Source organism: Clostridium aquiflavi (assembly GCF_031344075.1).
In the GTDB taxonomy this organism is placed as follows: Bacteria; Bacillota; Clostridia; order Clostridiales; family Clostridiaceae; genus Clostridium; species Clostridium aquiflavi.
On sequence record NZ_JAVJAN010000018.1, the window covers coordinates 20,895 to 47,166 of the forward strand.

A 26,272-nucleotide genomic window follows, 5' to 3' on the forward strand; every position below is an offset into this window, starting at 1 on the left:
TTCCACTCTCAATTCTCACCTTTATTATTAGTATAAGATAATATTGTACTTAAAAATATACCTATACATATTACACTCGTTATAGCTATAACCACAGCCATAAGTTTAGCTTCTACTGTAACTGGCACTATATCCCCATAACCGATTGTAGTAAATGTCATTATTGTATAATAAAATAGATCAATATTACCACTTACATTTGTATAAGAATCTGGTGAAATACTATTTATAAAGCAAACACCTAAAAATAAATTTATTATTATAAGTATAATTATTAATATAGCTGACACTAGTATACTATTAAAACTATTTTCTTCCTTTATTTTAAGAGTTGCTGGATTTCTTATAACATTAACAAGTACCTTTAAATTTAATATGTAGCATATGACAACTCCTAACAATCCTATTATGTAATTCTTTTTAAATTCATCAGGTAACAATATTAATATAGTAAAATATGAACTTAATATAAAATAAGATAAAAGCAAGTCTATCTTAGTAGTTTTGTCTTCAACTCTATGAAATATAGCATGTATTCTACTTATAATTAATAATACATATCCAACAGAATAATGTATTACAGTTATTATTCCTAATATAAGTACCAATTTAACTAATAAATCCAATCTATGTGCTAAAAATAAGTCAAAATTTTTAATTATACCTACTGATACTGTTATACTTATAAAAAATTCTGCCCCTATTAACATAATAATTTGACCATTTCTAAGTAATAAAGATTTTTCTTTAAATAAATTTCTGTACGTTCTATTGGTCTCCTTTAATACTTTTTTGATTTTTTTATATATACTAACATTTCTATTAAGATTTCTTAAAAATATAATAATTATTGCTATTATTGTAGTTAGTATCATAAAGATTCTACCCATCATTAAACTCTCCTACTCTATCTTCTTTTCATATTTCTAATTATATTTTTTTCATCTTTATCAACTCTATATGATTCTATAATTTTTTGTAGAGTTTTATTATAAGTAAAATCATCTAATTCATTACTCTTTAAATATTTCATAGTTTTTTCAGGATATTTAATATAACATATTGAAATAGCCCAAGCTTCAAATATTTTTTCTTTTATATACTGTTTATCCATAATATATAAATTTCCTTTCTAAATTTTTTCCTTAATTATCTACATTATATTATACAGGAAAATATTCCTTTATTTTAGACTGTATTTTTGTTAAATGCTTATATACATTGATAATGTCAACATATTCATTTAAATTGACAACATATTATATTTTATTCCATTTTTTACATTATTTTAATTTAGAGGTATAATATTTATATATTATTTAAATATTAATTTTAGTTATTGAAAGGATAATAATTTATGAAAAGACTATTTACAATTCTTCTATCTACCTTAATGTTATTTTTAATAGGATGTAGTCCCAGTACTCCTACTTTAAGTAATACTGAAAATTTAAAACCATTAAGTACTGAAGAAAAATTAGAGGATTTTGAATATATGTATAAAATTCTAGAAGAAAACTATCCTTATTTTGAAGTTAACAAAAGAATGAATAATTTAGATTGGTTATCCAAAAAGGATGATTATATTTCTATGATAAAAAATACTACTGATGATATAGACTTTTTTAATACATTAGAAAAAGTTTTATCTGATCTTAACAATGGACATACTGATATGATTTCCAAAGAAAGATTTTCTCGCCTTAAAGCTTTATATGAGCAAGATCGCAAATCTAATAAAGCATGGGTAAAAAAATTAAATGAACATAAAGTGCTTCAAAGATATGCCTTTAATTCAAATGATAAAAATTCTGATTTATCTTCATCTAATAAAGATAAGATAACAAAAGATAATATAAATACTAAAATATTTGAAGAAGGTAAAGCTGCTTATCTGTCTATAAAATCACTTAATAGTTTTAATATAGAAAATGATTTTAAAATTATACTTCCATTTTTAAAAGAAATAAAAGACTATAAAGGATTAATTATAGATATAAGAGGTAATGGTGGTGGAGATACACGTTATTGGACTGACAATCTTGTCCCTGCTTTAATAAATGAGCCTTTGAGTAGTTCAAATTACACAGTTTACAGAGGCGGAAATTTAACTGAGGAATTTGTTCAATGTAGATGGAATGGTGGCTATAAAAATTTTAATTCTATTTCTGATATAGATAAAGAAAAACTAACAAATCCTCCTAAAGAATTAAAAGAAGATTTTAAATATTACTCTGCTGACACTATAAATATTTCACCAAAAAACCCTATTGATTTTAAAGGTAAAATATATTTACTAGTAGATAAATATGTTTTTTCTTCATCAGAAGCATTTGCAAGCTTTGCAAAAAATACTAAGTTTGCTACATTAATAGGTGAAAAAACTGGTGGAGATGGCATTGGTTCTGACCCTGCAATAGCAGTTCTTCCTAATAGTGGTTATATCTTTAGGTTTCCTAAAGAAATGGGATTAGCTGCTGATGGCAGTTGCAATTTTGAATGTAGAACAGATCCAGACATAATCATTGATGCTACAAAAACTTTAGATTTAAAAGATGATAACTCGATTCAAAAAGCTATAGAACTTATAAATTAATTAAAACCTCATAAATAGTTATTGTGATTAAAACTATTTATGAGGTTATATTATTTATTTGATATTATATTAAAATTTTCATCAATTGCTTCTGCAATTGCCTTTGCAACTTTCTTTTGATAATATGAATCTGCACATCTCTCTGCTTCTTCAGTATTGGTTATAAATCCAACTTCAACTAAGACTGCTGGCATATTAGTATTTCTAAGTACAAATAATGTACGTTCAGAATCACTCTTAGCTCCACGATTTTTAGTATCTATGACTTTTACAATACTATCATTTATAACTTTAGCCATTTTTTTGCTTTTTTCAAGTCTATTATAATCTAAATTCCCACCATACTTATCATCTTTAGGTGCAGTGCTATAATAAGTCTCAACCCCTTTAGCAGTTTCTACTGCTGAATTATGATGGATGCTTATAAAGAAATCGGCATTTTCATCATTAGCAGTATCTGTTTTATGAGAAAGACTTGCTGTTAAAGATCCATAAGATGGTCTTTCTTTAGCTTTTCTTGTCATTATTACATTAAATCCTCTATCTTCTAATTCACTTTTAAGTTTAGATGCAACTTGTATATTTAAATCTGTTTCACTATAGGTTGTTCCATCGATTTTATTTTCAGATCCATAATCTTTTCCATAATCATGACCTGCATCTATAACTATTGTTTTCTCTTCTGAATTTTTATCATTATCCTTCTTCATATCTTTGTCTTTATTTTTATCATTATACTTATTTGATTCTTTATCAGAAGATAAACCCAATCTCTTACCATCTAAACCAATAACATATCCACCTATCACACTATCTACTATCATTTTTCCTGTATTTCCATCTAAATAATAATTATCTCCATTGCTTAAAATCCAACCTTTTGCTAATGATCCATCATCATTTAAGAAATACCAATTGTTATCAACATTAATCCAGCCTTTTGCCATGGCTCCAGTGTCATATAAATAATAACTTGTTCCATTAATATTTAACCAACCTATTTGCATATCTCCACTTAAACTGAAGTAATACCAATAATTATTGACTTTTTCCCAACCAACTTTCATTGAACCACTATTATCAAAATAATATATTTTATTGTTTATCTTATTAAGTCCATTCACCATAGCCCCACTATCTTTTAAATAGTACCATGTACCATTAATGTTAAGCCATCCTTTTGCCATAGCTCCTGAGCTTTTTAAGTAATACCAAGTGTTATTTAAGTTTATCCAACCATTTTTCATATATCCATTTTGATCTAAATAATACCAATTTCCATCTGGATTTATCCATCCATTAGCCTTTGTATTATCTGATTTATAATATAACCAATATCCATTTGCATATTTCCAACCAATATTAGATGAAATATTAACATTATCACTATTTTGATTATTAGTAACTTCATTTATATTGGGTAAACTAGGCTTATTCTCTGGAATTGCTGGATTAGGTAATACATTTGATGAATTACCTTTATCATCACTATCTTCTACTTTCGCTCCAGAATATCTTAATAAATCATTATAAAGAGCATTTACTTCTTTACCATATGTAGAACTTGGAGCCCAAACACCACTTAATTCTTTAACTGTTTTTGCTTTTCCTTTTATAGTTCTAAAATTTCTTGGATCATAGCTGTCACTTTTAGGATATCCCTTGGCACCTGCATATAATGCTAAGTGATCCATGTGAGCTTGTACTCCTTCATCCCAATTATCAAATTTTTCATGGGCATTTTTATCATTGTCATCTCCACCTGCTGCTGTCTTAAGCCCACACGGATTATTATAACTTTCATCTAAAACACCAGTAAAATTACCATATCCAGTTTCTTTAGCTGATTGTACATATGCTATTGCTGGATTTACATCACCACAATCCTCTGCATATTCCCAATACAAATCTGCTAAACCAATAAAGGTCTTAGTTGCACCTTTAGATTTAGCCCAATTTTTAGCTTCTTTTACTGTTACATCATTATCTGATATTATTTTATTATCATTACTTGCAGCTTGTACATTCATTGTTGGAATACCAATAAACATTATTGCAACAGCAAATATAACAATAGTAAGTTTCTTCTTAATATTCAATATTATTCATCCCCTTTTATGTTATATTTTAACACTAAATACATGTTTTAACTACATAATATTCCCTTGTAATATATTAATTTTTTATTAAGACTACGTTTTAAATATGCGTGGATATATGCAATAGATTAAGTGGTATTATAATTTGGCTTTAAGAATTCTTAATTTGAAATTTATTTACTTATACAAAAAATTCACAAAAAAAGACCATAAATATTTGATTTATAGTCCTAAATTTCATAATAAAATTTTATTTTACTTATATATATTTCAAAATTATTTTGGATAATATTTGAAAAATTTGGTATTATAATTTTTAAGTATAAAATTTTCTAACAAATAATTTTCTGATGCATTTTTTAGTATGAATTCACATCCATAATAATATAAATTATCCTTTTCATATTTTCTTTTAGTAATAGTTTCTATATATATTTTTTTATCTTCTATAGGTAATTCAATGAAAAAGTTAATATCTTCTGGAATGTCTAAAACACACTCTAATAGTATTCCTCTAATACTTAAATTTTTACTTGTCATAAAAATAGGTTTAGATAGCTGCATTACGTTTTCACATATGTTACGTATCTTAGCTACTTTTAAAGGTATATTTACAATAATTCTATTGTTATTTCTTCTTTCTTTATCTAGTAAAAACTTTATATTTTTAACCACTATAGTATTTTTTAATATATTATTTATGATACCATTGTATATGGAGATACCTTGATTATTATTAAAAATATTTATAAAAACTTCTTCTCCAACTTTTAACTTCGTTTTTTCATTAGCACATATAATTAAAGTATCTTTCTGGAATTTTTGAACTATTCCCATAGTTATTATTTTTTCATCAATAGAAGTTAATTTTGCTAAAGAATATTCAATACTATTTTTTATTACCAAACTTATTAAACTCCTTCTAATATATATAGTTAATATTATAAATATAATTTTCTATATAATATTAATATTTCCATATATATACTCGTGCTAAAATTTGCTAATATTAATAGTAAATTTTATAAATTATAAAATTTATAAAAATATAACATTAAAATATCAAATATATATTAAATAAGCTATTTAAAAATAATATTATTAAAATTTTTTCACATTAAACTTAAATGTCTCTTTACTTTTCACTCCATATTCTAACATTATATTTTTTCAATTTTAGATATATTTTTCCCTTTGTATACATTGATTATAATTCCAACTATAAACATGTTTATAATGGTACTTGTTCCTCCATAACTTATAAAAGGTAGTGGCATAGGGGAATGCACACTTATAGTAATTCCAAAAGTCATTAATACATTGCAAATAAATTGAATTGTTATTATGGATACAACTCCTAAAACTAAAGATTTAGCATAAGTATTTTTTACACATACTGCTACTTTAATCATTCTTATTATTAATACTCCAATTAAAGTAATAATTACAATTCCAACTATCCAACCAAAATTATATATTATATATGAAAGAATATAATCAATATAAAACTCTGGAATAATATTTTTATCAAAGTTAGTAGCTCTTCCAATTAATACTGACGAATCTCTAATTATTTTAAGTTGATTATAAATATATCCATATCCATTAATATTATTACTTCTATCAATGAAATTTGAAATAGTATCAAAACCTATTTTGCTTAAAATCATAATTAATGTTTCAATACTAATAAATAATCCTAATATCTTTTTGCTTGATTTTGATAAATATACTAATATAATCAATGAAATTCCATAAATAATAAAACTAAATAGTGAATTTGTTCTGACAAGTAATACCAATGGTAATAAGCCTAAAAATAAAGCTATTATAATTTTTCTTTTATTAGTCCAATCATACTTATCATATATTCCTGCTAAAGCAATTACTATTATTATTGGTGCAAAATATCCAATATTTATAGTTAATCCACCTATTGGTAACCATTGTCTTACTCCATTAAAACCTTGAATTCCTGAAAATACAGTATAAGCTAAAGAGAATAAACCAATAGCATAAATATATTTTGAATACTTTTTAATTTGCCTATAATCAATGAAGCATGACATTATAAATACAAATATGGCCAGTATGCTAAATATAATATTATTCTTTGATATATGATTATTTTCAAGTTCTACATTCCACTCAAAAAACCTTATTATTACAGCACTAAATAATACCAATCCAATACTTAACGCTATTATGCTCCATTCTGGCTTAGACTTATGTAGCATATTAAGTTCACTTCCTACATGTTTAGAAGAGCCCATTTCGTTAATTGCTTTCTTTAAAGCCTTCTCTTTTTTTTCTCCTGATTTTATATATTCATTTGTCTTTTCCTCTAAATGTGCACTTAGTTCATCTCTTATTTCATTATGCATTCTTTTATTCTTTACTTGTGAACACACATCATTAATATATTTTTTTATATCATCACTATCTTTTATATTCATCTTTCCATCACCTCACCAGATTATCATTCATTTTTAACTTATTAAACATTAACACTTTAACTACTTTTTATTATTTAAGTATCTTATTTTAAAATATACTTATGTTATCTTTTGTAATTTTCCCATATTTTCTAACATTTTAATGTTTTTAGTATCCTCAGCCCTAAATTTTAAATATCCTCTTCCTTTTCTAGTTAATCTATAATATTTTTTATCTATATTATCACTTTCACGAATCCAGTATGATTCTAATAAAGCATTTCTTTCTAAGTAATGTAAAATTGGATATATTTCACCTTCTTGCATTAGAAATGTATCCTTAGACTTAATTCCTAATTCTTTAATTATTGCATATCCATACATATCCTTTCTTTGAATTAATTCTAGTATTAATATTTCTAAATCAATTTTTTTATTTTCTATTTTTTCCTCTTCTCTCACTACATTTAAAATATTCTGTAATATTTCTTCTTTAGATTCTAATCCTTTGTGAATTGCTTTTTTAACTATATCCTCTTTATTCAAAATACACCCTCCTATATTTCAAATTCTTCATTTATTTTATTCATTGTTCGATACAGTCTATTTTTAACAGTGGACTCGCTTACATTAAGGCTCTTACTTATATCTTTTATTTTCAAATCACTTTGAAAATATAAAACAAATATCTTAAAAGTAAGCATATCCTTTTTCTTTATATACCCCCATATTTCCTCACATAATGCTTCTTCTTCATAGTTATATTCAATATTTAAATTCTCCTGAATGTTTTTAAATTGTTTCTCATCATTTAGTGAAAATATTGGAATATGATTTTGAAACATTTTTAATAACCCATAATGCTTATATACTTCATTTCTTGCAATTCTTATTAAATACTTTTTATATTCTTTTATTTCTCTTTTATTTTTTAAAGCTTTATAAAAATTCAAATATATATTTTGCATTATATCTGCTATATCATCACTACTTCTACATTTTGATACTACATATCTTAATACATCATCATAAGTATTGTTGTATATGTCAGTAATTAATTTTTCAATATTTGTTTCTTGCACATTTCACACTCCTTACACTAATAATGATACCTATATATTAAATTTTGTTTCAATAAAAATAATTTTTTTATAATTTATAATATATAATAAAATTATTTTATAAATTTAAAAACTCAAACAAACATTAAAGGAGAATGAAATGGATAAAAAAATTATATAATTAGGGACAATAAATAATTTTGTGTAAATTAGGAATTAACTCTCTGTATAAAAAAGAACCTATAGGAATAGACACTTTTTATGTATGTCCATCATCTAGGTTCCATTTCATTAAAAATCAGTTTAGCTCTTTATAGAATCCATATATAAATCATTTTATATAACATTCTTTACAATATTACCAACAAATCGCTCAAAATCATTTTGAACAATATCATATATCATCTCATCACTAATATCAAAATACATATGCACTATTCTATTCCTGAATTTAGCCATATTAAAATATATTAATACATCTTCTTCAGCTATTATCCCATTATCAAATAATATTTCAAAGTGTTCCTTATTATCCTTTGGTCTTCCCCATCTGTTCCTAGAAATCAAATGACTAGCTATACTAGCATTGCATCTATGCTCACTTATATATCAATAATTGGCTTTGCTGATAATCCTTCAACAGATGTGCTTCCTACATGTTCAATTGAAATAATTTTTCCAGATAAAACTGCTAATAATTCATCTTTTATACTTTCAAGACTCTCTTTCCATTTTGGATTATAATCTTCTACTATTACGTGTTTAGTTATCATCAAAAATCTCCCTTCCAAATTGGAATTTATCTATTGCATTTCCTTGCACGAACAATTATTACATCTGGTTTTTCTTTAACTCCAAAGCTTTCTTCATAAAAACCATCAATTACAAAACCACTTTGAAAACATAGATTAAATATGTCTTGTAATGAACGATGATAATAACATTGTAATACTGGCTGACCTGAAATAGCCTCACCAGTATAACTATTAGCAGACAAATATTTCTCTGTTAGAGTCACAAAACAAGGATGTTGTGTGGAAAATACGAATATACCATCTTCTTTAAGAAGGCAATTTACACATTGAAATAAAATAGATATATCTGAAATATCCATAATAGCCATATTAGATACCACTTTACTATATGGTTTATCCTTTTTAAGCGAGAGAAGTTCATCTCTATTTGTTGCATCTATAACATGAAACTCAATTTTATTATTGTACTTATACTGTCTTTTCTCTGCCAATGTTATCATTTTTGAGCTGTAATCAAAAGCAACAACATCTGCTCCTTTTTCTGCAATATAGGCAGAGTAATTTCCATTTCCACAGGCAATATCAAGTATAAAATCATTTTCTTTAATATCAAGCAATTCACTTACTCTTGGTTTTACAACTTCTCTATGAAATTGATTTGACTCATCACCCATGCAGTTATCCCAAAACTGGGCATTAAATTCCCAAGCTTTTAAACTGTCTTCAACTGAATGTTTACTCACAAATGGTTCCCCCCATTCAAATTACTATTTAACTAACTTATGAATTACTATTTATTTACTGGTAGATTATTTTTATTAGCACTATTAACATTTATAGTGTTACTTATAGATAAAATATCAAAAAAATAGTAGCCCAGACTCGCAATTGGAAGCTACTATTTTTACAAACTAAAAATTTAGTCATACCAGTTGCATAAGCAACTAGAATTATATCTAGTAGAGTGTTCCAACACTCTACTTTTTTATTATCTGTATTTTTTATTTATATTATATCAAATTTTTATATAAAATAAACATAAAATTTTATAAAGCTAAACTGATCTACAACTTGGAATTTATAAGCTTAAATTTATACTTATCTTAAATAAATAAACCTTATCATTACTTATAGATAAAATTTCTACACAAAAAATAAGATAGACTTTTTAGCCTATCTCTAATTTTAGATTTCTTCAATTTTACATTTATGTTCTTTATTCTTAGAATCATAACATATAGCTACTGCCAACACTTTTTTTCTCTTATTTTCATTTCTAAACTTTTCTATATATTCTTTTTGTTTAATTTGATTTATTGCTACTTCTGGCAATTCATCTTTCTTAAGTTCAACTATAAAAGGAATATCATTCTTTCTTCTTGGATGAAATGTAAAATCAGCATATCCTTTTCCCGTCTTTTCCTCTCTTTCAACTCTATATGTGTCCCTAGCTGAAAGATACGCTAAAGTTAGAACACATGAAAGGCTATTTTCATCATTATATTGAAGTATTGGAATCTCCGAGTTGTGAATATCATGTAAAATTTCTTCCACAACTTTTATATCCCAATTTACAGTGGCTTTTAACATGCTCTTAGAATTTTCAATTATTTCAGATACATATCCAAAAGATTCATCTCTTAAAGCTTTCTCAAATTCTTGCATAAGTTCCTTATTAGGAATTTTTAAGTATCCATCATAATAAGATAAAAATCCAAGGACTATCATAGCTGAATAAATTTCTTCTTTATTTCTTGGAACCCCTTGCCCTGCTCTAAATTCTTCATTTATTATTATATCAATTTCTTCACCTGAAACCATTTTTATAACATCGTCACGAATTTCTAAAATGTTATATTTCAAATACTCACACACTTCATCCATAGCCCCTGTATTAGTCCAATAACTTTCACAATAATTATTTTCTAATGACTTAATAACAGAACGTGGATTATAAATTTTAATTCCACTAGCTGTAGTATATCCGTTATACCAATTCTCCAATTCTCTAAAATTTATTTCACCATTTTTATTACATAATGCTATAACTTCATCTTCTGTAAATCCAAAATATTCTCCAAGTTTTCTATCTCTTAAAAATGTAAACTCATCAAACATATTAAGTGCAGAACCACTTGAATATTTTTTAATTGGTAAAACTCCAGTCATATAGCAAAGCGCAACATATGGTTGATCCTTTAGAAGATTTCTTAAAAATTCTAAAAAGTCATTTTGATTTTCTTCAAATAAATTATTATTAAAAATATAATCCCATTCATCAAATATAAAGATAAATTTATCATTTGTTGCATTAAACATATTGCTAATATTATAAAAACTTTTAATTTCAAGATTAGGATACATTGTTTTTATATCATATACTATACCCTCTTGAATTACTCTAATATATTCCTCATATGTTTTGTTTTTATCTGGTATTGTATTAAAACTTATATTTATTACATTATATTTATTTAAATTCTCTTCATATCCATAAGTCTTGCTTATTTTAAGTTTATCAAAAATATTCTTAGAATCTACTGCTTTAGAATAATACGCTCCAAGCATATCTGCAACACTAGATTTTCCGAATCTTCTCGGTCTCGTAACACACACATATTTACTCTTTGTATTTATTTTTTTATTTAATAGTTTTATAATCAATGATTTATCTACAAAATACTCCTCATTAAAGAGCTCATTATAATTTTTTAAAGGTTTATCAGTGTTTAAATACAAATTCAAAATATCATCTCCCTTCATATTTTTTCACTTCATTATACTTATCATTATTATAACATAAGCCAATGACACGTTAATATCATTGGCTTAATTTCATTCTTTTAAACTTGCTTTTTAATTTTAAATTTCCACAAATGTGCTTCAGCTAGCTCCACAAATTTAGAATTTGTCTGGCTGAGGTTATTCTCATAATCTCTATGGTAAACGGAAATTATAGTTCAACATCTACCTTGTATTCGTCATCAATCAGAATATAATCACATCTATATTTTTTACACATTTCTAAATTGAAATCATTTTCTTTTATCATCATTTCTGGACTTAAAAATAAATCATCAATGCGACCCTCTATTACATTTGCATATCTTTTAATATCTGAAAAGTGATTATCAATATATTTTTTTGTCATTACAAGACAATAATACTGAATGTGCTCAAGATATTCATCGCTGAAATCATCCTTCCAGTCGAAAGGAATATAGCACCCTTCAACAACCAAATTTTGATTGTTTTCTATTGCGGTTTTTGCCATTTCCCTTACAATAGGCCATAAGTAATTTGTTAATAGGTCATCCTTTTCTGGCGTAAGGTTAGTCTGTCCACTGCGAATTAAACCCATCTTCAAATGGTCTATAGATAGATATGGATAACTGTATTTTTTAAGTAACTTCTGTGCTAAAAGTGTTTTTCCTGTATGTGAACTACCGGCAATTAGAATTATCATTAAAAATTCACCCCCTAATACTAATATAGGTTATATAAATAACCTATACTTCGAATTCATACTTATCTAAATCTATAAGTATAAATACTATCTAAATAAAAAGTTATTCGTCTAGCCAAGAATCACCTTCGCATCTACATATGAAGTCAAAATGCATACTTTCAAAAATATCAATTGGATAAATTTCTCCATACTGATTCAAAGTGAAACTTTTTAAATCTGCCATTTCATCCATATATGCTAAAGTGTCATGAATTCCACCTGTTCGTGCTTTTTGTATCATCCCTGCAATGATTTCCTTTTGCTCATATGTTAATGAATTTAATAATATATTTATTTTTTTATTTTCTTTTGTGTTTGGATATCCATTGTTTCTTACCCATTTTGCCTCTATTGATTCTTTATATTTAATCAAACCATCAATAAATTTTTTGTATAATAATAATCCTCTATTCATTTCATACCTTCCTCAAAAACAATATAAATATTTTTAAATTATAGTTACTATTTATCTATTAATCATCTAACCTCTTATCTACACATTTATCTAAAAATTCTTGTAAACTATTTGCAACAACACCATTAGGATTTTCTTCATAAATATCAAAATATCCATATTCACAGTCCATCCATTCAACTTCACCACTATCGTTATTAAGCAAAATTAGTACTCCACCAATGTTAAATTCAAAATCCCCCAGCAAAACTCTATGTCCAAAATCATTGCCACCAGTCCACTCTCTAAAAGCATTTATTATAAAATTCTGAATATTATCTTCACTTTTTGGAGTGATTAAAAATAGTTCAATTTCTCCTTCACACTCATTAAATGAAATCCAGTGATCATACTCATAATTTCCCGTTGTGTTAAAAAAATAATTTTCTTTAAAATCTACTATTTCCTTTATATAACCTCCAGCTATTCTTGAAAAAAAATCTTTTACATCCTGACATATTACAAACCCAAGTTCCGCCTCTACTTTTTCCCAATTTACTGATACATTATTATGTTCTAATAAACTAAATTCCCTAATATCCATATTTCTTTCTCCTGTTTTATTATATTTATATTCTTGCCTTTGCTTAGTAAAATAAAATTAAAATGTTTAATTATAAATAATAGTTCACTATTTTATCTTACTTATTTTTATGTACACAATAATAAAAATTTTATATTCCATGAATTAATCTTTGAAATCCCATTACAATACGGTACATAATAGGATATATTATAAACAAGAAACACCCAAATATTATATTTTCTAAATCCAAAGATATAATGTTTAATAATAAATTTAAAGGAATTAATATAATATAACAATACATAAAAAATTTTGCTCCAAAGTTAAGAATTTTACTTTTCCCTTCAAATTTATCTAACCAAAATAATTTATATAAATAGACTTTTAATTTCCCCATAATATTCCTCCTAATTTGCTAGTATGTTATACAATTATTTTCCTAATTGAAGTAATATATTTTGATGCTTATTTGCATCTCCTCTATCAATTGATTCTACTAATTCTTTACCACCTAAAATGAGTGCTGGTGTAAAGAAATATATCTGATTTAGTTCTAAACTCCCTTTAACAGCATATGCTTATTAATTGAATTTATCAAATAATCCCATGTTATCTCTCCTTTAAATAAAATTTATTTGTACATATAGATTTATATCTTTTAAGTATCTGTTCCAACTTTATCCCATTCTGCACTTTCATTGTATCCTACTAGCCAGTTTAATGATTTATGTCGTTCCAATACAACACCCTTGTCCATTTTAGCTGGTGCAGGCAGATTATGAATTCTTGTATCTACACAGGCCCAATCTAGGCAAAAAATCAAATCACATTCATCTAATAATGCTTCTTTTGATTTAGGTTTTGAGTTCTCTAAAATTTCTTCAATAGAACAATAATCTCTTAATAGACGAACTGTTAGTGGTACATCACATATATGATCTGGAAAATCTAATTCATCTATGAAGCCTAAAGCCCATTCCATAACAAATAAATTTTCATACTGCCATGAATATGCAATCTGTTCTTCTTTTGTAGGATTTGGATTTTGCAAATATTCCTTTTCTCTTGGTGAAAAGAATTTTTTTGCATCAAATCTTTCTATAATTTCATTTACAAATTCATATGCTTCACTGACTTTCATGTCTTCACTAATTAAACATTCTGAATATAATGAAACAATCATAAGTGCAATAGCTCTTTTTGCAATCTCTTCTTTCGATCTACATTTAGATTTTTCTGCTGTTTCAATTACTGGATACCATGCAGGAACATAAATAAATTTATCTTCTATAATTTTACGACTTTTTAATCTACGATTAATTTGTTCTTCTGTTATTTGTCCATCTTTTGGTGTAATAGTGAATTCTTGTTTAGGTAAATAATTAAATAGAGTACTTTTTCCACTTTCAGATAAAATAAGCTCAATACCTCTATCGCTTTCACAGTACAACCCATCTTCTTCATCACATAATAATAGAATTCCTTTAAGTTCAGGTAATGTTTTTGAAAACAATCTCATTATTATCGTCCTCTCAAATTGCTACTTAGTAAGTCTTTTTTATTAATTTGCTTTTAGCTGTATATATTTAATTTCGTTCAATTCCAAGAAAAATTCCCCCCTTTTGTAAAATATATAAAAAGAGTTAATTGACTAATTTATTACATTAATGTATATTGATAATAAATTAAAAGAAAATCTCTATTTTCAGGAGGAGGACTATGAATACATATTTTAAAAAAGCAATTAAATTAGGAACAGTAGCTATACTTACAGGAATTATATTATTTTTACCAAATCAAAAAGTTAATGCAGAAGAGGCTGTTTATGGCCAATGGAAAAATGACAATATTGGATGGTGGTTTGAGTCTGATAGATCATATGCAAAAGGATGGAATACTATTGATGATAAATGGTATTATTTTTACAATAATGGTTATATGGCACATGATACAACAATTGACGGATACTATATAGATTCAGATGGTGAATGGATAGATGACTCTGAAATAAGCTATGAAGAATTTTGTAATAATGTAGATAGCCAAATGCTTAATTTAATAAATAAACATAGAAAAAGCAATGGTGTTTTTGTATTAATTGAAACAAATCAACTTAGAAATTCAGCTAAAGAAAAATCAAAACATATGTCTAACTATGGATATTTTTCTCATTATTATAATGGACAAGATTCTCGTCAATTATTTAATTCTCAAATAAATGCGGAAAATATTGAATACAAGTGTTTTAATAATAAATACACAAAAAGAAGCGCAAAAGAATTAGCACAAAAATTATTTGATGGGTGGAAGGAATCATCTGGACATAATGCTAATATGTTAAATTCAGATTTTAGTGAATATGGTTTTTCTGTAGAAAAAGGTGTTTATAATGGATCTAATGTGTTCTTTGCAACACAGATGTTTAAGGTTGGAAATAGAATCGGAAATGAACATAATATGCATATGTACATAGACAAAAATGGACAAGAATATATTTATGTACCAAACCCAAATAACAATTAATATATAATTCTAGATGTATTTACTGTATTTTGTTAAATCCATACAAACACAGTTTAATACACTATTATATTGATTTTTATTTATTAATCATTCTTCTTTTAGTTTTTAAAAAATTTCTAAAGATTCTCTAGTAGTACAATAAAGCCCCCCATGTATAAGGTTAACTCTTATACATGGGGGATATATAATTCTATTTTAAAATTTATCTTTGATTTCAATATCTAAGTGCTGTAACTCTATCACTTATTAAATATTCTAATACTATTCCCATATCTTTTTTACTTGATCTTCTGATATATTATACTCTTTAGCTATTTCATATATTGAATATCCTTGCATTGAAAGCTTTAATACTTTTTGGGTTAAAATAATTCCTTCTTCAATTTTTTCTCTATCTCTTTATAGTAAAGTTCTAAATTCCACCTCCACTGAAATATCATTTTTAACTTTTTGCACTCTTCTATGTATATTTTTCACTAGATTTCTTTTAAAATTTTTTATTAAATTTACTTTTAGATTTTACTATGCAAAACATAACGATAGCACTTATAACATCCAAACAAAAAAGAAAATGTAAAATACAGTTTACTACAGCTGTTAATTTGGTGATTTTCTTTTCTCTATAGGCTTGAACTATTCCGTTAATACCATACATAGAAGATGGAAGTAACATAATAAAATCAAAAATAGCCAAAAAGAGTGCTATAACTACTCCAAATCCCAATGGCCAAATCATCATAATACTTCCGAACATAAAAACTACAATATAAATTGGTATATTACATAATTTAAGAAGCATGTCCCAAAATAATAATGTAGTACTGTTCTCTCCATGCTTTGCTAGTATAAATGGATAAATCATATTAGATATAAAAAATATAATTGAAAGAACTAAAAAAATTAAATTAAGATTTGCTAAAACCCCTTTATAATTCCCCTTAAAAGTGATCAATATCACTAAATAAGTCGATATTATCAACATTATTGGTAAAATACGTTTTTTCATTAATTAACTCCTTTTTCATTTATATATAAATAATAGTTAATTTATATATAAAAGTCAAAAATTCACACTTAAGATATTTAATTTACATATTATTTTAAAATTAAAGTTTACAAAATTAAGAAAAAACTCCTTTTAGTATATGATTAGCAATTCAAATATGAAAGGAAATGATGTACAAATGTTAGATTGGAAAGAAAAAAATGGAGAATGGTTTTGCTACAAAGCTGGAACTTTAGTTAAAGGCTGGGTAGAAGATGAAAATGGAAGATGGTTTCATTTAAATGAACGTAATGGCAAAATGGATATTGACTGGGTTGAAATTGATTCAATCTGGTACTATTTCTATCCTAAAAAAACTGAAAAAGATGGTAATACTCATTATACAGGCGAAATGGCTACTGGTTGGATTGAAATTGATTCTAAATGGTATTACTTATATTCTAAGAGAACTGAAAAGGATGGGATTACTCATCCTAAAGGTGAAATGGCTGCCGGTTGGGCTGAAATTGATTCTAGATGGTACTACTTCTATTCTAAGAGAACTGAAAAAGATGGTATCACTTATCCTAAAGGTGAAATGGCTACTGGTTGGATTGAAATTGATTCTAGATGGTATTTTTTATACCCTAATAAAACTGAAAAATATGGGGTTACTCATCCTCAAGGGGAGATGGCTACTGATTGGACTGAGATTAATTCTAAATGGTATTACTTATACACAAAGAAGACTGAAAAGGATGGTAATACTCATTATACAGGTGAAATGGCTACTGGTTGGATAAAATTAAATGAAAAATGGTATTACTTATATTCAGATGGTAAAATGGCTTGCAATACTACAATTGATGGATGGTCAATAGATTCAAATGGTGTTGCAAATAATTCTGCTGTATCTGGAGATGGGTTAGTTTCTACTAATTGTATTAATTTTGTTAAAGGATATGAACAATTCCATGCTCACAAATATGATGATGGTACAGGAACAATTACTCAAGGTTATGGCTGTATTAAAGATGAAATTGCTGATTGGGGAGACACAATTACGGAACAACAGGCAAGTGATAGATTAAATAATTTGATAAACGCTAAGTATGCTAAACCTGTCAAAGCAAATTTGGATTCGAAAGGAATTTCATTAACTCAAAATCAATTTGATTCCCTTGTATCTTTTGCATATAATATTGGTTACCCTACTCTTTTTAAAAGTTCACTATACAATTATATAGTTTCTGGTGGAAGAGATGCAGATACAATTAAAAGATATTTTTGTATGTATAACAAAGGTATGGTAAACGGTGTATTAACAGTTATGGACGGATTGAATAAAAGAAGAATTGCTGAAAGCAATATATTTAATTATGGAATATATGATTCAACTCATTAAAATATTTACTATATAAATTATTGTTATACTAAAATTAAACTACTCTCTATCAAATAATAGTGAAAAAATCAGAATATTTGATATCGCTAATTACTTTTGTGATTAGCGATATTTTTTCATTAAATGAATTATAAATAATATATTTACAAAAAACACAAATAATGCTAATATTGTTATTAATTAAAATGTAAATGAAGTAATGTATGCAAATAAAATGATTAGAAGGAGATTTAAAATTGAAGTTTTTAAGAATTTTTATATTAGTAGCACTACTAGTAATCCTAACTGGTTGTGGGACTGAAAAATCACAAAATAATCATATCCAAACAAATAATGATATTTCTACTGAAGCTACTGATACTGAAGATAACACTACAAATAACAATACTAATAGTAGTGAAAAAATTACAAATAATAATACTAAAAAAGAAAGCACTACTAATAAAGTAAATTCTAATAAAAATAATAGTAATAACAATACTGCTATAAATAAAAACTCTGAAAATAACCCTACAAAAGTTCAAAATGAAGAATCATTTTATGGACAATGGGTTATAGAAAATGTAGTAGGATTTGGTAAGGTAGGAACTTATAGTGATGAAGATATAAAAAAAATAGTAGGAAAAAAACTAAGTTTTTCAAAAGAGCAATCAAGTTGCTTTGGAGATGATGCAAGCTACCTAAATGACACAGTTAAAAATCCTACTTACAAAAAATCAGTTATTACATCTGATGAATTTTTAAGTACTTGGCTTGTACCTTTAAGCACTTTGAGTATAAATAGCGATACTGTAACAGAAATTGAGGTAAATAATTTAAAAAATCTTCCAACATGTACTTTTTTTATAAAAGATAACGACACATTAATACTTTATGGTGGAGGTACTTTTTTTGAACTTAGAAAAGCATAATGAAAAACAAATTAAATAAACATAATTCAATGTCTATTATAGTTAATAACTAAAAAAGCTATGATAAAACTTAATTTATAAAAAATATTTAAGAGTCCATATTTATGTTAATATGGACTCTTTCCTAATATAAAACAAGATTTATACTATTTATATATTTTAAAGGATAATCTTAAATTTTTAAGTTTATCTCTTTTTTTAAATTACTTAATATTTTCTATTAAAATATTAAGTAAAAGCTTTGTACTATTACATATTAAAAATTTTACTATTTTTCAATACTACCTTCCTTAAAAGCAACATATTCGGAACTAGAATTCACCATATATATATAATATTCACCTGATTCATCTGCTGTTAATTTATAACTTCCTGATAAATCGCTGAATGTTTTTCCTTTTATCATTTTTCCATTTAGTACATATCCAATTATTATGTTTTGGTCTTTTACTATTTTAGATTTATATTTATTAAAATTAATTATTAATTCTTCACCTTTGTTTAATGTCCAACCGCTTCCATCTTCCTTGGTAAATACACTTATACTACCATTTGCTCCTATGATTTCAGGTGTTATGTATTTGTCGTTTTCTTTTTTTACTATGAACTTACTGATAAGGGCTGAATCTAATGACATTTCAGCATCTATATTCTTTATAACGTGATTAGATTCTAATGTATATTGTTCATTAGTTGATTATTAATATTTTTCCTATATTATAACATATATATTAAATTAAAAATATGTGTACTAAGTAATAATATTTTATGCTGATTATATTAAAGGTGTGAAAATAATATTAAATTATTGTTTCCACACCTTCAAATTCAAGTAAATAATTGTATTTAAATAAATAAAATAAAGTCCTATTTATGTTTATAGAATGTTTAAATCTTTATTAAAATAGTCATTTTCAATTAAAGTTTTTACCCCGTTAACTCTCTCATTTATCATTACAGGTCCAAAGACTATCTTCTCTTCATAGAAATAGCATACACCAATTAAATAGTCTATTATAAAATCTTCCATTGAAGCAAATTCTTCATTAATTAGATTATGTACTTTTGGTTTGAATTCTTCAAATTCTTCTAAATTTATTAAATCACATGTTAATGATTCTCTTAATAATAAGACAGCTCTTTGAATATTAAAAGCAGCTATATGTTTTGAACTTTTTTTGTTTTTAATATTTTCAAATTGTAAATTATGTTTTTTCAATATTTTTTCAAACCACTTATTCTTGTTTATATCAAAGTTTATATCTGAGAAATTATTTTTATCCATTAATTGTTCCAAATTTGCATAAAGCTGATTTTTATTCTCAATGTTCCAACTAGCACCAAGTGAAGCAAGAATCATTTCTTTCTCATCTTTACTTTTATAATCTCGTACTTCTAAACAATTAATAAATCCCTTTTTATTTTTTTCACCTTTATTATGTTTATCTAAAGTAGCTTCAGTAATTGAAAATAATGCTCCTATTTTAACTAAAAATTGAGATGCTTCATCTGTGCATTTAAAATGAATAGTTTTATTAATAGCCTTTTCAAATGAAATAACACTTGTTTTCCAAATAAATCTTACGACAAAAACAGCTAACCATTTAATAATATTTACAATAACAGCGGCTAAAAAAACGCCTATTAAAAGCTTACCTATTTTATCACCCATATAAACTGATATTAATTCCTTGAAATAAAATAAAATAACCACAATAATAATCGAGAGCAATGTTGTCCCTATATGCTTTTTTAATGTCCCCCCATACATATTAAAAAATCTCCTTCCATATTAATATTTTTATGTTTCTATATTTATTATACATAATTATATATAATAACCAAGTTAAAATATGTAACTAATGTAATAAGCTCACTACTAAGGTTTGGGACATTCATATAGAACTTAATGGCAAAGAGAAAAAGTACACATCCAACTATGAATAATAATTATTATTATAAACATAGTTATTTTCCACTTAAATGACTATGTTTATATGAAAATAATATATTTAACCCCTATTATCATAAACTTCCAAATTAAATTCATTATCAATTCTGCCAACTGTAGCCAATAATAAATAACCATCACATTCATTACTGTTTATCTCAAATTCTAAACCATACTCTGATAATTCCATAAATGATGGCATAATAGTACTTAAAAGCTTTTCTACATCAATCATTGGTAAATATTTATTAAACACATCTATTCCAGATATAGTATCTACTGGTTTATTAAAGACTTCATTACAAGCCTCTTCATAATTTTTGCCACTAATTTTATCATAAAGTGTTTCTTCATTTATTATTTCTGGAATTTTATCTTTAATAATAAATGAAGGAAATTCAGCATTTGAACATTCCCAAAATTCAAAATAAGTATCCGTTAAATCTTCAAAAAGCCACATTATAAATTGATTTTTTATCTTATCAATATTTTCATTAACATTAGAAATAAATGTATTATATTTTTCTGTTAAAATTTTCATTTCTTCTTCTCTCTTTGACACTGTCTTTTCTATTTCAGAAAAACATACTTCTTCTTTAATACTAATCATATCTGAATTGTAAGTCCCCAAAAAACCTAAATCGATACTATTATTACAATATAAGTTATTATTATCATCTATCTTAATTTGAAACATAATCATACCTACTTTCATTTTGCAATTAACTACCTTATTATGCTAAGTCCTATTTTCATGTCTACAACTAAATTATAATTCCATCAAAATGATCTATTTCATGTTGAATAATTTGTGCTACAAATCCAGTAAACACCTGCTTCTTTTTCTTGAAATTTTTATCAAGATACTGAACTTCTACTATCTCATATCTCTTTGTTTTTCTAAATCCTGTTAAAGATAAGCAGCTCTCTTCTGTTTCATAAATCTTTTCTTTTTTTAATATAATTGGATTCACCATAGGTATAATAACTTTTCCTGCTACAAATACTAATATACGCTTTTTAACTCCAATCATATTTCCAGCCAAGCCAACACAATGTTCTATGTTTACTTTTAAAGTATCTATTAAATCATCAATAACAACCTTATCTCTTTTTGTTGCCTCTTCTGATTTCTCCCCTAAAAATAATACATCTTTTACAATTGGTTTTACCATAATTTATCTTCCTCTTCTTTCATTATCTGCTTTAAAATTATCTGATTTAAAATTTATTCAACATATTGTTATTTAATTTTTTGCCATAGTTATCAGTCCACTTTTTCATGTTGTATATGATAAATAATAATTTTAATAATATCCATTTTCACATAACAGTTCATAGCAACTGTTTACTTCTTCATCAGTAAATAATTTTGCATATTTAGGTTCTACAATAGTCGCCTCCATTGTTAATTTAATGCATCCTTCTTCTACTAATTTAGTAAAACAATCAGATGTTCTACCTTTTCTTAAAATTTCTTGCGCAGTTCTAACTATTCCAAATCTCTCTATTGTTTCTAGAAATTTTGTCATTTTACAATCATGTTCTTTTTCTGCTATTTCACATTTTTTTATAACTTCCTCTTGAAGTTTCTTCTCTAAAGTTTCCATTTTTACACTCCACTATTAATTATTTTTTATATTACTATTTTTATTTATTATACCGTATTTTTACTTATAAGAATAGATTTAGCCTAGTAATATCAATACTTAAGTATATAAATATCCCTTTCCAATATTAAGTATGCTTATTTATTATCCTTGATTATTAAAGGCTATAGAAGAGAATATTTTGATGCATTGATATTAATTTTAACTTTCTATTAAAACCGTCTATAGCTTCAAAAGCAAAAATATTGCAATAATAATGGATGATGTATTTAATATTTGGGCTATTTTCTTGTTATTATTTTTTTTATTTATAGTTATAAGACAAATTGTGAAAACTTGAATAATAAAGTATAACACTCCAAATATTTCAAAATATGTTTTGGTATCATATGAAATCATTATAATTTCTCTCTCCTTAAAAAGTAAACAGGCTATTCTCCAGTTATTAACGAATTCTATGATAATTTAGTTTAAAAAATTTAATATTAAATTTCTAAACTCTTTTTTATTGCTAAACATAGCAGGATGATTTCCATTCTTAAAAATAATTAATTTAGAATTTTCTATTTTTAAATTAATGCTTTTTAATATACTTTCAATATTAGGTATTAAATCATCTTTCAAGCTTCCTGTAATCAAAATATCATTTTTTATATTACTAAGATTACAATCAAAAAAATTACCTTTATTTCTTGAAAAGTTTATAATTAAATTTGTATTTTGATCAATAACATTTTTCCAATCAAAGCCATGCATAATAAACCAAAATAACTTTGAACTTAACTTACTTTTTGCTATTTTTCTATCATATAAAATTTTTTTAGCAAACTCATAAGATAAATTTTCTCCCATAAAACTATCCACAATTATTTTATTGAATAAAGCTGGTTCTTCTAATACAGCACTTAAAGCAATAATAGCTCCACCGCTTGTACCTAATAAATTAACATTGCTAATACCTATATGTTTACACAATTCAATAACTAACATAGCATTAAAATGCCAATAGTTTAATGGTAATTCATTTACTCTTTGAGATTTTCCCTGACCTACTAAATCTAACAAAATTACTTTAAAGTTTTTAGAATAGAATTTTAATTCTGGTATAAACATTTTTGAGGAAGCTGTATCCCCATGTATGATAACTAATGGTTTTCCTTCACCATATACTTTGTAATAAATATTAAAATTTTTGTATTTAAAATAAGACATTTTTTACCTCCACGTAATAAACATAATAATTTTTCTACATAGTCTACACGGGAGAATTAGTAATTACTCTTACATATAGACTATTAAAGTCTATTAAAAATTCCCATACTTTTCACTCCTTAATTATATTAGTTAACTGCTACTGATATGATTTTCTTCATTTTTCATAAATTCAGGAAAATTCTTCATGTTTAATACCTACATATTCTTATTATATTAATAACTCTTGCAAGAAAATTATAACATATTTTACAAATTTAAAATTGTTTAAATGTTAAACAATTTAGTTTATAATGTCTTGCTATTGTTTATAATATTTTAGAATTGAGCAATAAAAAATATGACACTTTCATTTCTGAATAATTCTATATTTCAATCTGCTTTTTTCATATGGCACATTATTCAATTTTTAAGGAAAATCTTCATGTTTTGTTTCATCAAATCCACATGCCCGTAGCAATTATAATATAAAAATAAAGCGCCATAACAATTAAAAATCATTACAACTCTTTATATATCTAATACTCTTATTTAACATATCTACTATTTGCCATTCTTCATATTGTATTAGAATTGCGAACTAAAAAATACCGCACATTCATTTTGAATAATACGGTATTTACATAAATTTAGTTTTGTAATTTTATAAAATTAAATTTACAAAGCTATATAAGTTACTATCCTTGGGACATTTCTTGTTTAACAACTGCAATTTCTTCTGGAGTTGCTGGTTGTGCTGGTATATAATATCCTTTTTCTTTAGCTTTAGTAAAAAGATTATATTGACGATATTCATCTTGATTTCTCATTTGCTGAATTGTTTCACGTAATTGTTGATTTTCACATTGAGAAATTATACCACCATATCCTGCTAAACTTGCATTTAATCCAGCAAGATAATCACTTATCATTTCTTTTTCTTGCATATTTTACACCTCCTAATTTAAAAATTCCATTAATTTTGCTTTACTTGCTTTTGCATCTTCAGAATCTTTTTTTAACATTTCTTTTAATGTTGGATCAGTACATTGTTGTGAATAGTATTCTAACTTTTTCTCAATAGTACAATGAGCTCCAATTAAATGACGTAGATTTTGTAGTTCAAGCTGATTTAAATTTGCCATTATTTGCACCTCCAATTTAATAACTTCACTACTTAATATTTTCAATATAGAATATGTTTATTCATTTTTTAATAAATTTTTTATTTCTGAATCTTTTACTCTAAACTTTGAGAAATATATTACATAGCTGCTTTAAGCTCTCCATTTCCATCACCTAACTGTTCGCATATTTAGGATTAGGTCTTTCAACTTTCACTTCATACAACAACTGTTTTTTGTGTTCAAAAATTTATATTTTTCTTGCTAATATTCAATACCATATTATTCAATTTTCAAAGATCAGTTTTTCTTAACAAGTTCGTAATATTTACAAATTGTACACTTAATAAGAATTACGTAAAAAAACACCTAAGATAACTAAATCCTAAGTGTTTCTAAAAAATTCTGATGGCCATAAATAACTTTATTCTATGAGAATTTTTTCATACTCTTTAAATAGAGTATATTTTCCTATAAAGACTTTATAAATAATCTTTATTCTTAATTATTTTATTTCCTATAACTTTATACTCAGCAGGATATTCCTCTACTTTAAAAGGTATTGGAGTTTCCTCTATTCTATTATTTTCAGCTAAATACCTTATATGAACATCTTCATATTTTTCACCTTTGCTTAACCAAAAGTAGTCCTCCATACACATTGCCCTAGTTCTTCTACATAATTCCCAAAAGTCATAATCTATTAATCCCATAACCTCTAATATCTCATCTATATTTGCTCTTTCTTTTGGAACAACCCTATCTTCAAGCCAAAATACAATATCATCATGAGAAGGTTTATAAGATATATTCCAGTTTTTATAACTATACATGCCTAATGGTAGATACTGTCTATTTATAATTTCATCATATTTTTCAAAACTAAATTTTTTAGTATTTGTATCATAAATAAGATCCCCAGCAGGAACATCTTTATACATTAATATATACTTGTCTATCATAAAATCTCCTTCTCCATTTTTGAATGTTTATTAAATTATTGATTACTCACTTCAATTTATCATTAATCTTGTCTATATTATATCAAATATTAATTTTTTTAAACTTAACTACATTAAATGTACAATAAAAAAGAATCTACCAAAATAGTCTTTTAAAAGTGTCTATTCTATAGGTT

At 25.3% G+C, this 26,272-nt stretch carries 29 protein-coding genes and 4 pseudogenes; 4 read left to right on the plus strand and 29 right to left on the minus strand.

The features are described 5' to 3' along the window. Positions 1 to 8: 8 nt before the first annotated feature. Entirely contained in the window at positions 9 to 893 is an 885-nt protein-coding gene (locus tag RGC78_RS07955) for a potassium channel family protein (protein ID WP_252213566.1), read from the minus strand. Between the two features lie 14 nt (positions 894 to 907). Further along, positions 908 to 1,090: pseudogene (locus tag RGC78_RS07960) on the minus strand (DNA alkylation repair protein); the annotation flags it as partial. 267 nt (positions 1,091 to 1,357) lie between these two features. Between RGC78_RS07960 and RGC78_RS07965 the strand changes: the two are divergent. Then, on the plus strand, positions 1,358 to 2,596 hold the full coding sequence (locus RGC78_RS07965) for a S41 family peptidase (RefSeq protein ID WP_252213568.1): 1,239 nt from the start codon (positions 1,358 to 1,360) through the stop codon (positions 2,594 to 2,596). 50 nt (positions 2,597 to 2,646) lie between these two features. Here the strand turns inward: RGC78_RS07965 and RGC78_RS07970 are convergent, their stop codons facing one another. The 15 genes and pseudogenes from RGC78_RS07970 to RGC78_RS08040 form a co-directional block, all read right to left on the minus strand. Next, a complete protein-coding gene (locus RGC78_RS07970; protein ID WP_252226881.1) occupies positions 2,647 to 4,695 on the minus strand; it encodes an N-acetylmuramoyl-L-alanine amidase in 2,049 nt (682 codons plus the stop codon). Positions 4,696 to 4,971: 276 nt separating this feature from the next. Beyond that, positions 4,972 to 5,601: a PilZ domain-containing protein gene (locus RGC78_RS07975; protein ID WP_252230768.1), complete on the minus strand. Its 630-nt coding sequence runs from the start codon at positions 5,599 to 5,601 to the stop codon at positions 4,972 to 4,974. Positions 5,602 to 5,855: 254 nt separating this feature from the next. After that, a complete protein-coding gene (locus tag RGC78_RS07980) occupies positions 5,856 to 7,151 on the minus strand; it encodes an FtsW/RodA/SpoVE family cell cycle protein (protein ID WP_252213574.1) in 1,296 nt (431 codons plus the stop codon). A gap of 99 nt (positions 7,152 to 7,250) precedes the next feature. Further along, on the minus strand, positions 7,251 to 7,676 hold the full coding sequence (locus RGC78_RS07985) for a PadR family transcriptional regulator (protein WP_252213576.1): 426 nt from the start codon (positions 7,674 to 7,676) through the stop codon (positions 7,251 to 7,253). An 11-nt stretch (positions 7,677 to 7,687) separates the two neighbouring features. Beyond that, positions 7,688 to 8,212, minus strand: coding sequence for an RNA polymerase sigma factor (locus RGC78_RS07990; protein ID WP_252213578.1), 525 nt, complete (start codon positions 8,210 to 8,212; stop codon positions 7,688 to 7,690). A gap of 315 nt (positions 8,213 to 8,527) precedes the next feature. Beyond that, the gene (gene hepT / locus RGC78_RS07995; RefSeq protein ID WP_252213580.1) at positions 8,528 to 8,758 is read right to left on the minus strand and encodes a type VII toxin-antitoxin system HepT family RNase toxin; all 231 of its coding nucleotides are present in this window, start codon (positions 8,756 to 8,758) and stop codon (positions 8,528 to 8,530) included. Positions 8,759 to 8,796: 38 nt separating this feature from the next. Beyond that, positions 8,797 to 8,964 (minus strand): annotated as a pseudogene (locus tag RGC78_RS08000) (GrpB family protein); the annotation flags it as partial. Between the two features lie 26 nt (positions 8,965 to 8,990). Continuing rightward, positions 8,991 to 9,689, minus strand: a complete 699-nt coding sequence (locus RGC78_RS08005) for a class I SAM-dependent methyltransferase (RefSeq protein ID WP_434062231.1) — start codon at positions 9,687 to 9,689, stop codon at positions 8,991 to 8,993. 442 nt (positions 9,690 to 10,131) lie between these two features. Next, positions 10,132 to 11,691 carry an AAA family ATPase gene (locus RGC78_RS08010; protein WP_434062232.1) on the minus strand — a complete coding sequence of 520 codons (1,560 nt, stop codon included), beginning with the start codon at positions 11,689 to 11,691 and terminating at the stop codon, positions 10,132 to 10,134. Positions 11,692 to 11,899: 208 nt separating this feature from the next. Next, on the minus strand, positions 11,900 to 12,412 hold the full coding sequence (locus RGC78_RS08015; protein WP_252226877.1) for an adenylate kinase: 513 nt from the start codon (positions 12,410 to 12,412) through the stop codon (positions 11,900 to 11,902). Positions 12,413 to 12,515: 103 nt separating this feature from the next. After that, positions 12,516 to 12,869 carry a DUF6547 family protein gene (locus RGC78_RS08020; RefSeq protein ID WP_252226875.1) on the minus strand — a complete coding sequence of 118 codons (354 nt, stop codon included), beginning with the start codon at positions 12,867 to 12,869 and terminating at the stop codon, positions 12,516 to 12,518. Between the two features lie 58 nt (positions 12,870 to 12,927). After that, positions 12,928 to 13,452, minus strand: a complete 525-nt coding sequence (locus RGC78_RS08025; protein ID WP_309556394.1) for a hypothetical protein — start codon at positions 13,450 to 13,452, stop codon at positions 12,928 to 12,930. 130 nt (positions 13,453 to 13,582) lie between these two features. Continuing rightward, a complete protein-coding gene (locus tag RGC78_RS08030; protein ID WP_252213589.1) occupies positions 13,583 to 13,831 on the minus strand; it encodes a hypothetical protein in 249 nt (82 codons plus the stop codon). Positions 13,832 to 13,865: 34 nt separating this feature from the next. Further along, positions 13,866 to 13,988, minus strand: a pseudogene (locus RGC78_RS08035) (T6SS immunity protein Tdi1 domain-containing protein); the annotation flags it as partial. A gap of 104 nt (positions 13,989 to 14,092) precedes the next feature. Beyond that, positions 14,093 to 14,953, minus strand: a complete 861-nt coding sequence (locus RGC78_RS08040) for a DUF4272 domain-containing protein (protein ID WP_309556395.1) — start codon at positions 14,951 to 14,953, stop codon at positions 14,093 to 14,095. 200 nt (positions 14,954 to 15,153) lie between these two features. On the opposite strand from RGC78_RS08040, the gene RGC78_RS08045 reads away from it, so the two are divergent. Further along, a complete protein-coding gene (locus RGC78_RS08045; RefSeq protein WP_309556396.1) occupies positions 15,154 to 15,957 on the plus strand; it encodes a CAP domain-containing protein in 804 nt (267 codons plus the stop codon). Between the two features lie 261 nt (positions 15,958 to 16,218). On the opposite strand, the gene RGC78_RS08050 is transcribed toward RGC78_RS08045, so the two are convergent. Together RGC78_RS08050 and RGC78_RS08055 are read right to left on the minus strand one after the other, a co-directional pair. Beyond that, on the minus strand, positions 16,219 to 16,341 hold the full coding sequence (locus tag RGC78_RS08050; RefSeq protein ID WP_309556428.1) for a helix-turn-helix domain-containing protein: 123 nt from the start codon (positions 16,339 to 16,341) through the stop codon (positions 16,219 to 16,221). Between the two features lie 103 nt (positions 16,342 to 16,444). Then, positions 16,445 to 16,963, minus strand: coding sequence for a DUF6652 family protein (locus RGC78_RS08055; protein ID WP_309556397.1), 519 nt, complete (start codon positions 16,961 to 16,963; stop codon positions 16,445 to 16,447). Positions 16,964 to 17,120: 157 nt separating this feature from the next. Between RGC78_RS08055 and RGC78_RS08060 the strand changes: the two genes are divergently transcribed. After that, positions 17,121 to 18,347 (plus strand): glycoside hydrolase family protein, encoded by a 1,227-nt coding sequence (locus tag RGC78_RS08060; RefSeq protein ID WP_309556398.1) that lies wholly within the window; start codon positions 17,121 to 17,123, stop codon positions 18,345 to 18,347. 236 nt (positions 18,348 to 18,583) lie between these two features. After that, positions 18,584 to 19,258 (plus strand): hypothetical protein, encoded by a 675-nt coding sequence (locus tag RGC78_RS08065; protein WP_309556399.1) that lies wholly within the window; start codon positions 18,584 to 18,586, stop codon positions 19,256 to 19,258. Positions 19,259 to 19,526: 268 nt separating this feature from the next. Here RGC78_RS08065 and RGC78_RS08070 read toward each other — a convergent pair whose 3' ends face one another. The 10 genes and pseudogenes from RGC78_RS08070 to RGC78_RS08115 all read right to left on the minus strand — a co-directional run bounded on the left by RGC78_RS08070 (position 19,527) and on the right by RGC78_RS08115 (position 26,096). Then, positions 19,527 to 19,895, minus strand: a complete 369-nt coding sequence (locus RGC78_RS08070; RefSeq protein WP_309556400.1) for a hypothetical protein — start codon at positions 19,893 to 19,895, stop codon at positions 19,527 to 19,529. Positions 19,896 to 20,135: 240 nt separating this feature from the next. Beyond that, the gene (locus RGC78_RS08075; RefSeq protein WP_309556402.1) at positions 20,136 to 21,029 is read right to left on the minus strand and encodes a DUF1266 domain-containing protein; all 894 of its coding nucleotides are present in this window, start codon (positions 21,027 to 21,029) and stop codon (positions 20,136 to 20,138) included. A 241-nt stretch (positions 21,030 to 21,270) separates the two neighbouring features. Beyond that, complete coding sequence (locus RGC78_RS08080; RefSeq protein WP_309556403.1) at positions 21,271 to 21,906, minus strand: hypothetical protein; 636 nt, start codon at positions 21,904 to 21,906, stop codon at positions 21,271 to 21,273. A 67-nt stretch (positions 21,907 to 21,973) separates the two neighbouring features. Beyond that, positions 21,974 to 22,384, minus strand: coding sequence for a peptide deformylase (locus tag RGC78_RS08085; RefSeq protein WP_309556404.1), 411 nt, complete (start codon positions 22,382 to 22,384; stop codon positions 21,974 to 21,976). Positions 22,385 to 22,516: 132 nt separating this feature from the next. Continuing rightward, the gene (locus RGC78_RS08090; RefSeq protein WP_252213615.1) at positions 22,517 to 22,819 is read right to left on the minus strand and encodes a hypothetical protein; all 303 of its coding nucleotides are present in this window, start codon (positions 22,817 to 22,819) and stop codon (positions 22,517 to 22,519) included. Positions 22,820 to 23,284: 465 nt separating this feature from the next. Further along, positions 23,285 to 24,031 carry an alpha/beta fold hydrolase gene (locus RGC78_RS08095; protein WP_252213617.1) on the minus strand — a complete coding sequence of 249 codons (747 nt, stop codon included), beginning with the start codon at positions 24,029 to 24,031 and terminating at the stop codon, positions 23,285 to 23,287. A 677-nt stretch (positions 24,032 to 24,708) separates the two neighbouring features. After that, the gene (locus tag RGC78_RS08100) at positions 24,709 to 24,957 is read right to left on the minus strand and encodes a spore coat protein (RefSeq protein WP_252213619.1); all 249 of its coding nucleotides are present in this window, start codon (positions 24,955 to 24,957) and stop codon (positions 24,709 to 24,711) included. Between the two features lie 12 nt (positions 24,958 to 24,969). Next, complete coding sequence (locus tag RGC78_RS08105; protein ID WP_012424239.1) at positions 24,970 to 25,155, minus strand: hypothetical protein; 186 nt, start codon at positions 25,153 to 25,155, stop codon at positions 24,970 to 24,972. Positions 25,156 to 25,277: 122 nt separating this feature from the next. Next, positions 25,278 to 25,384 (minus strand): annotated as a pseudogene (locus RGC78_RS08110) (manganese catalase family protein); the annotation flags it as partial. 232 nt (positions 25,385 to 25,616) lie between these two features. Next, positions 25,617 to 26,096, minus strand: a complete 480-nt coding sequence (locus tag RGC78_RS08115) for a hypothetical protein (RefSeq protein ID WP_309556406.1) — start codon at positions 26,094 to 26,096, stop codon at positions 25,617 to 25,619. Positions 26,097 to 26,272 lie beyond the last annotated feature (176 nt).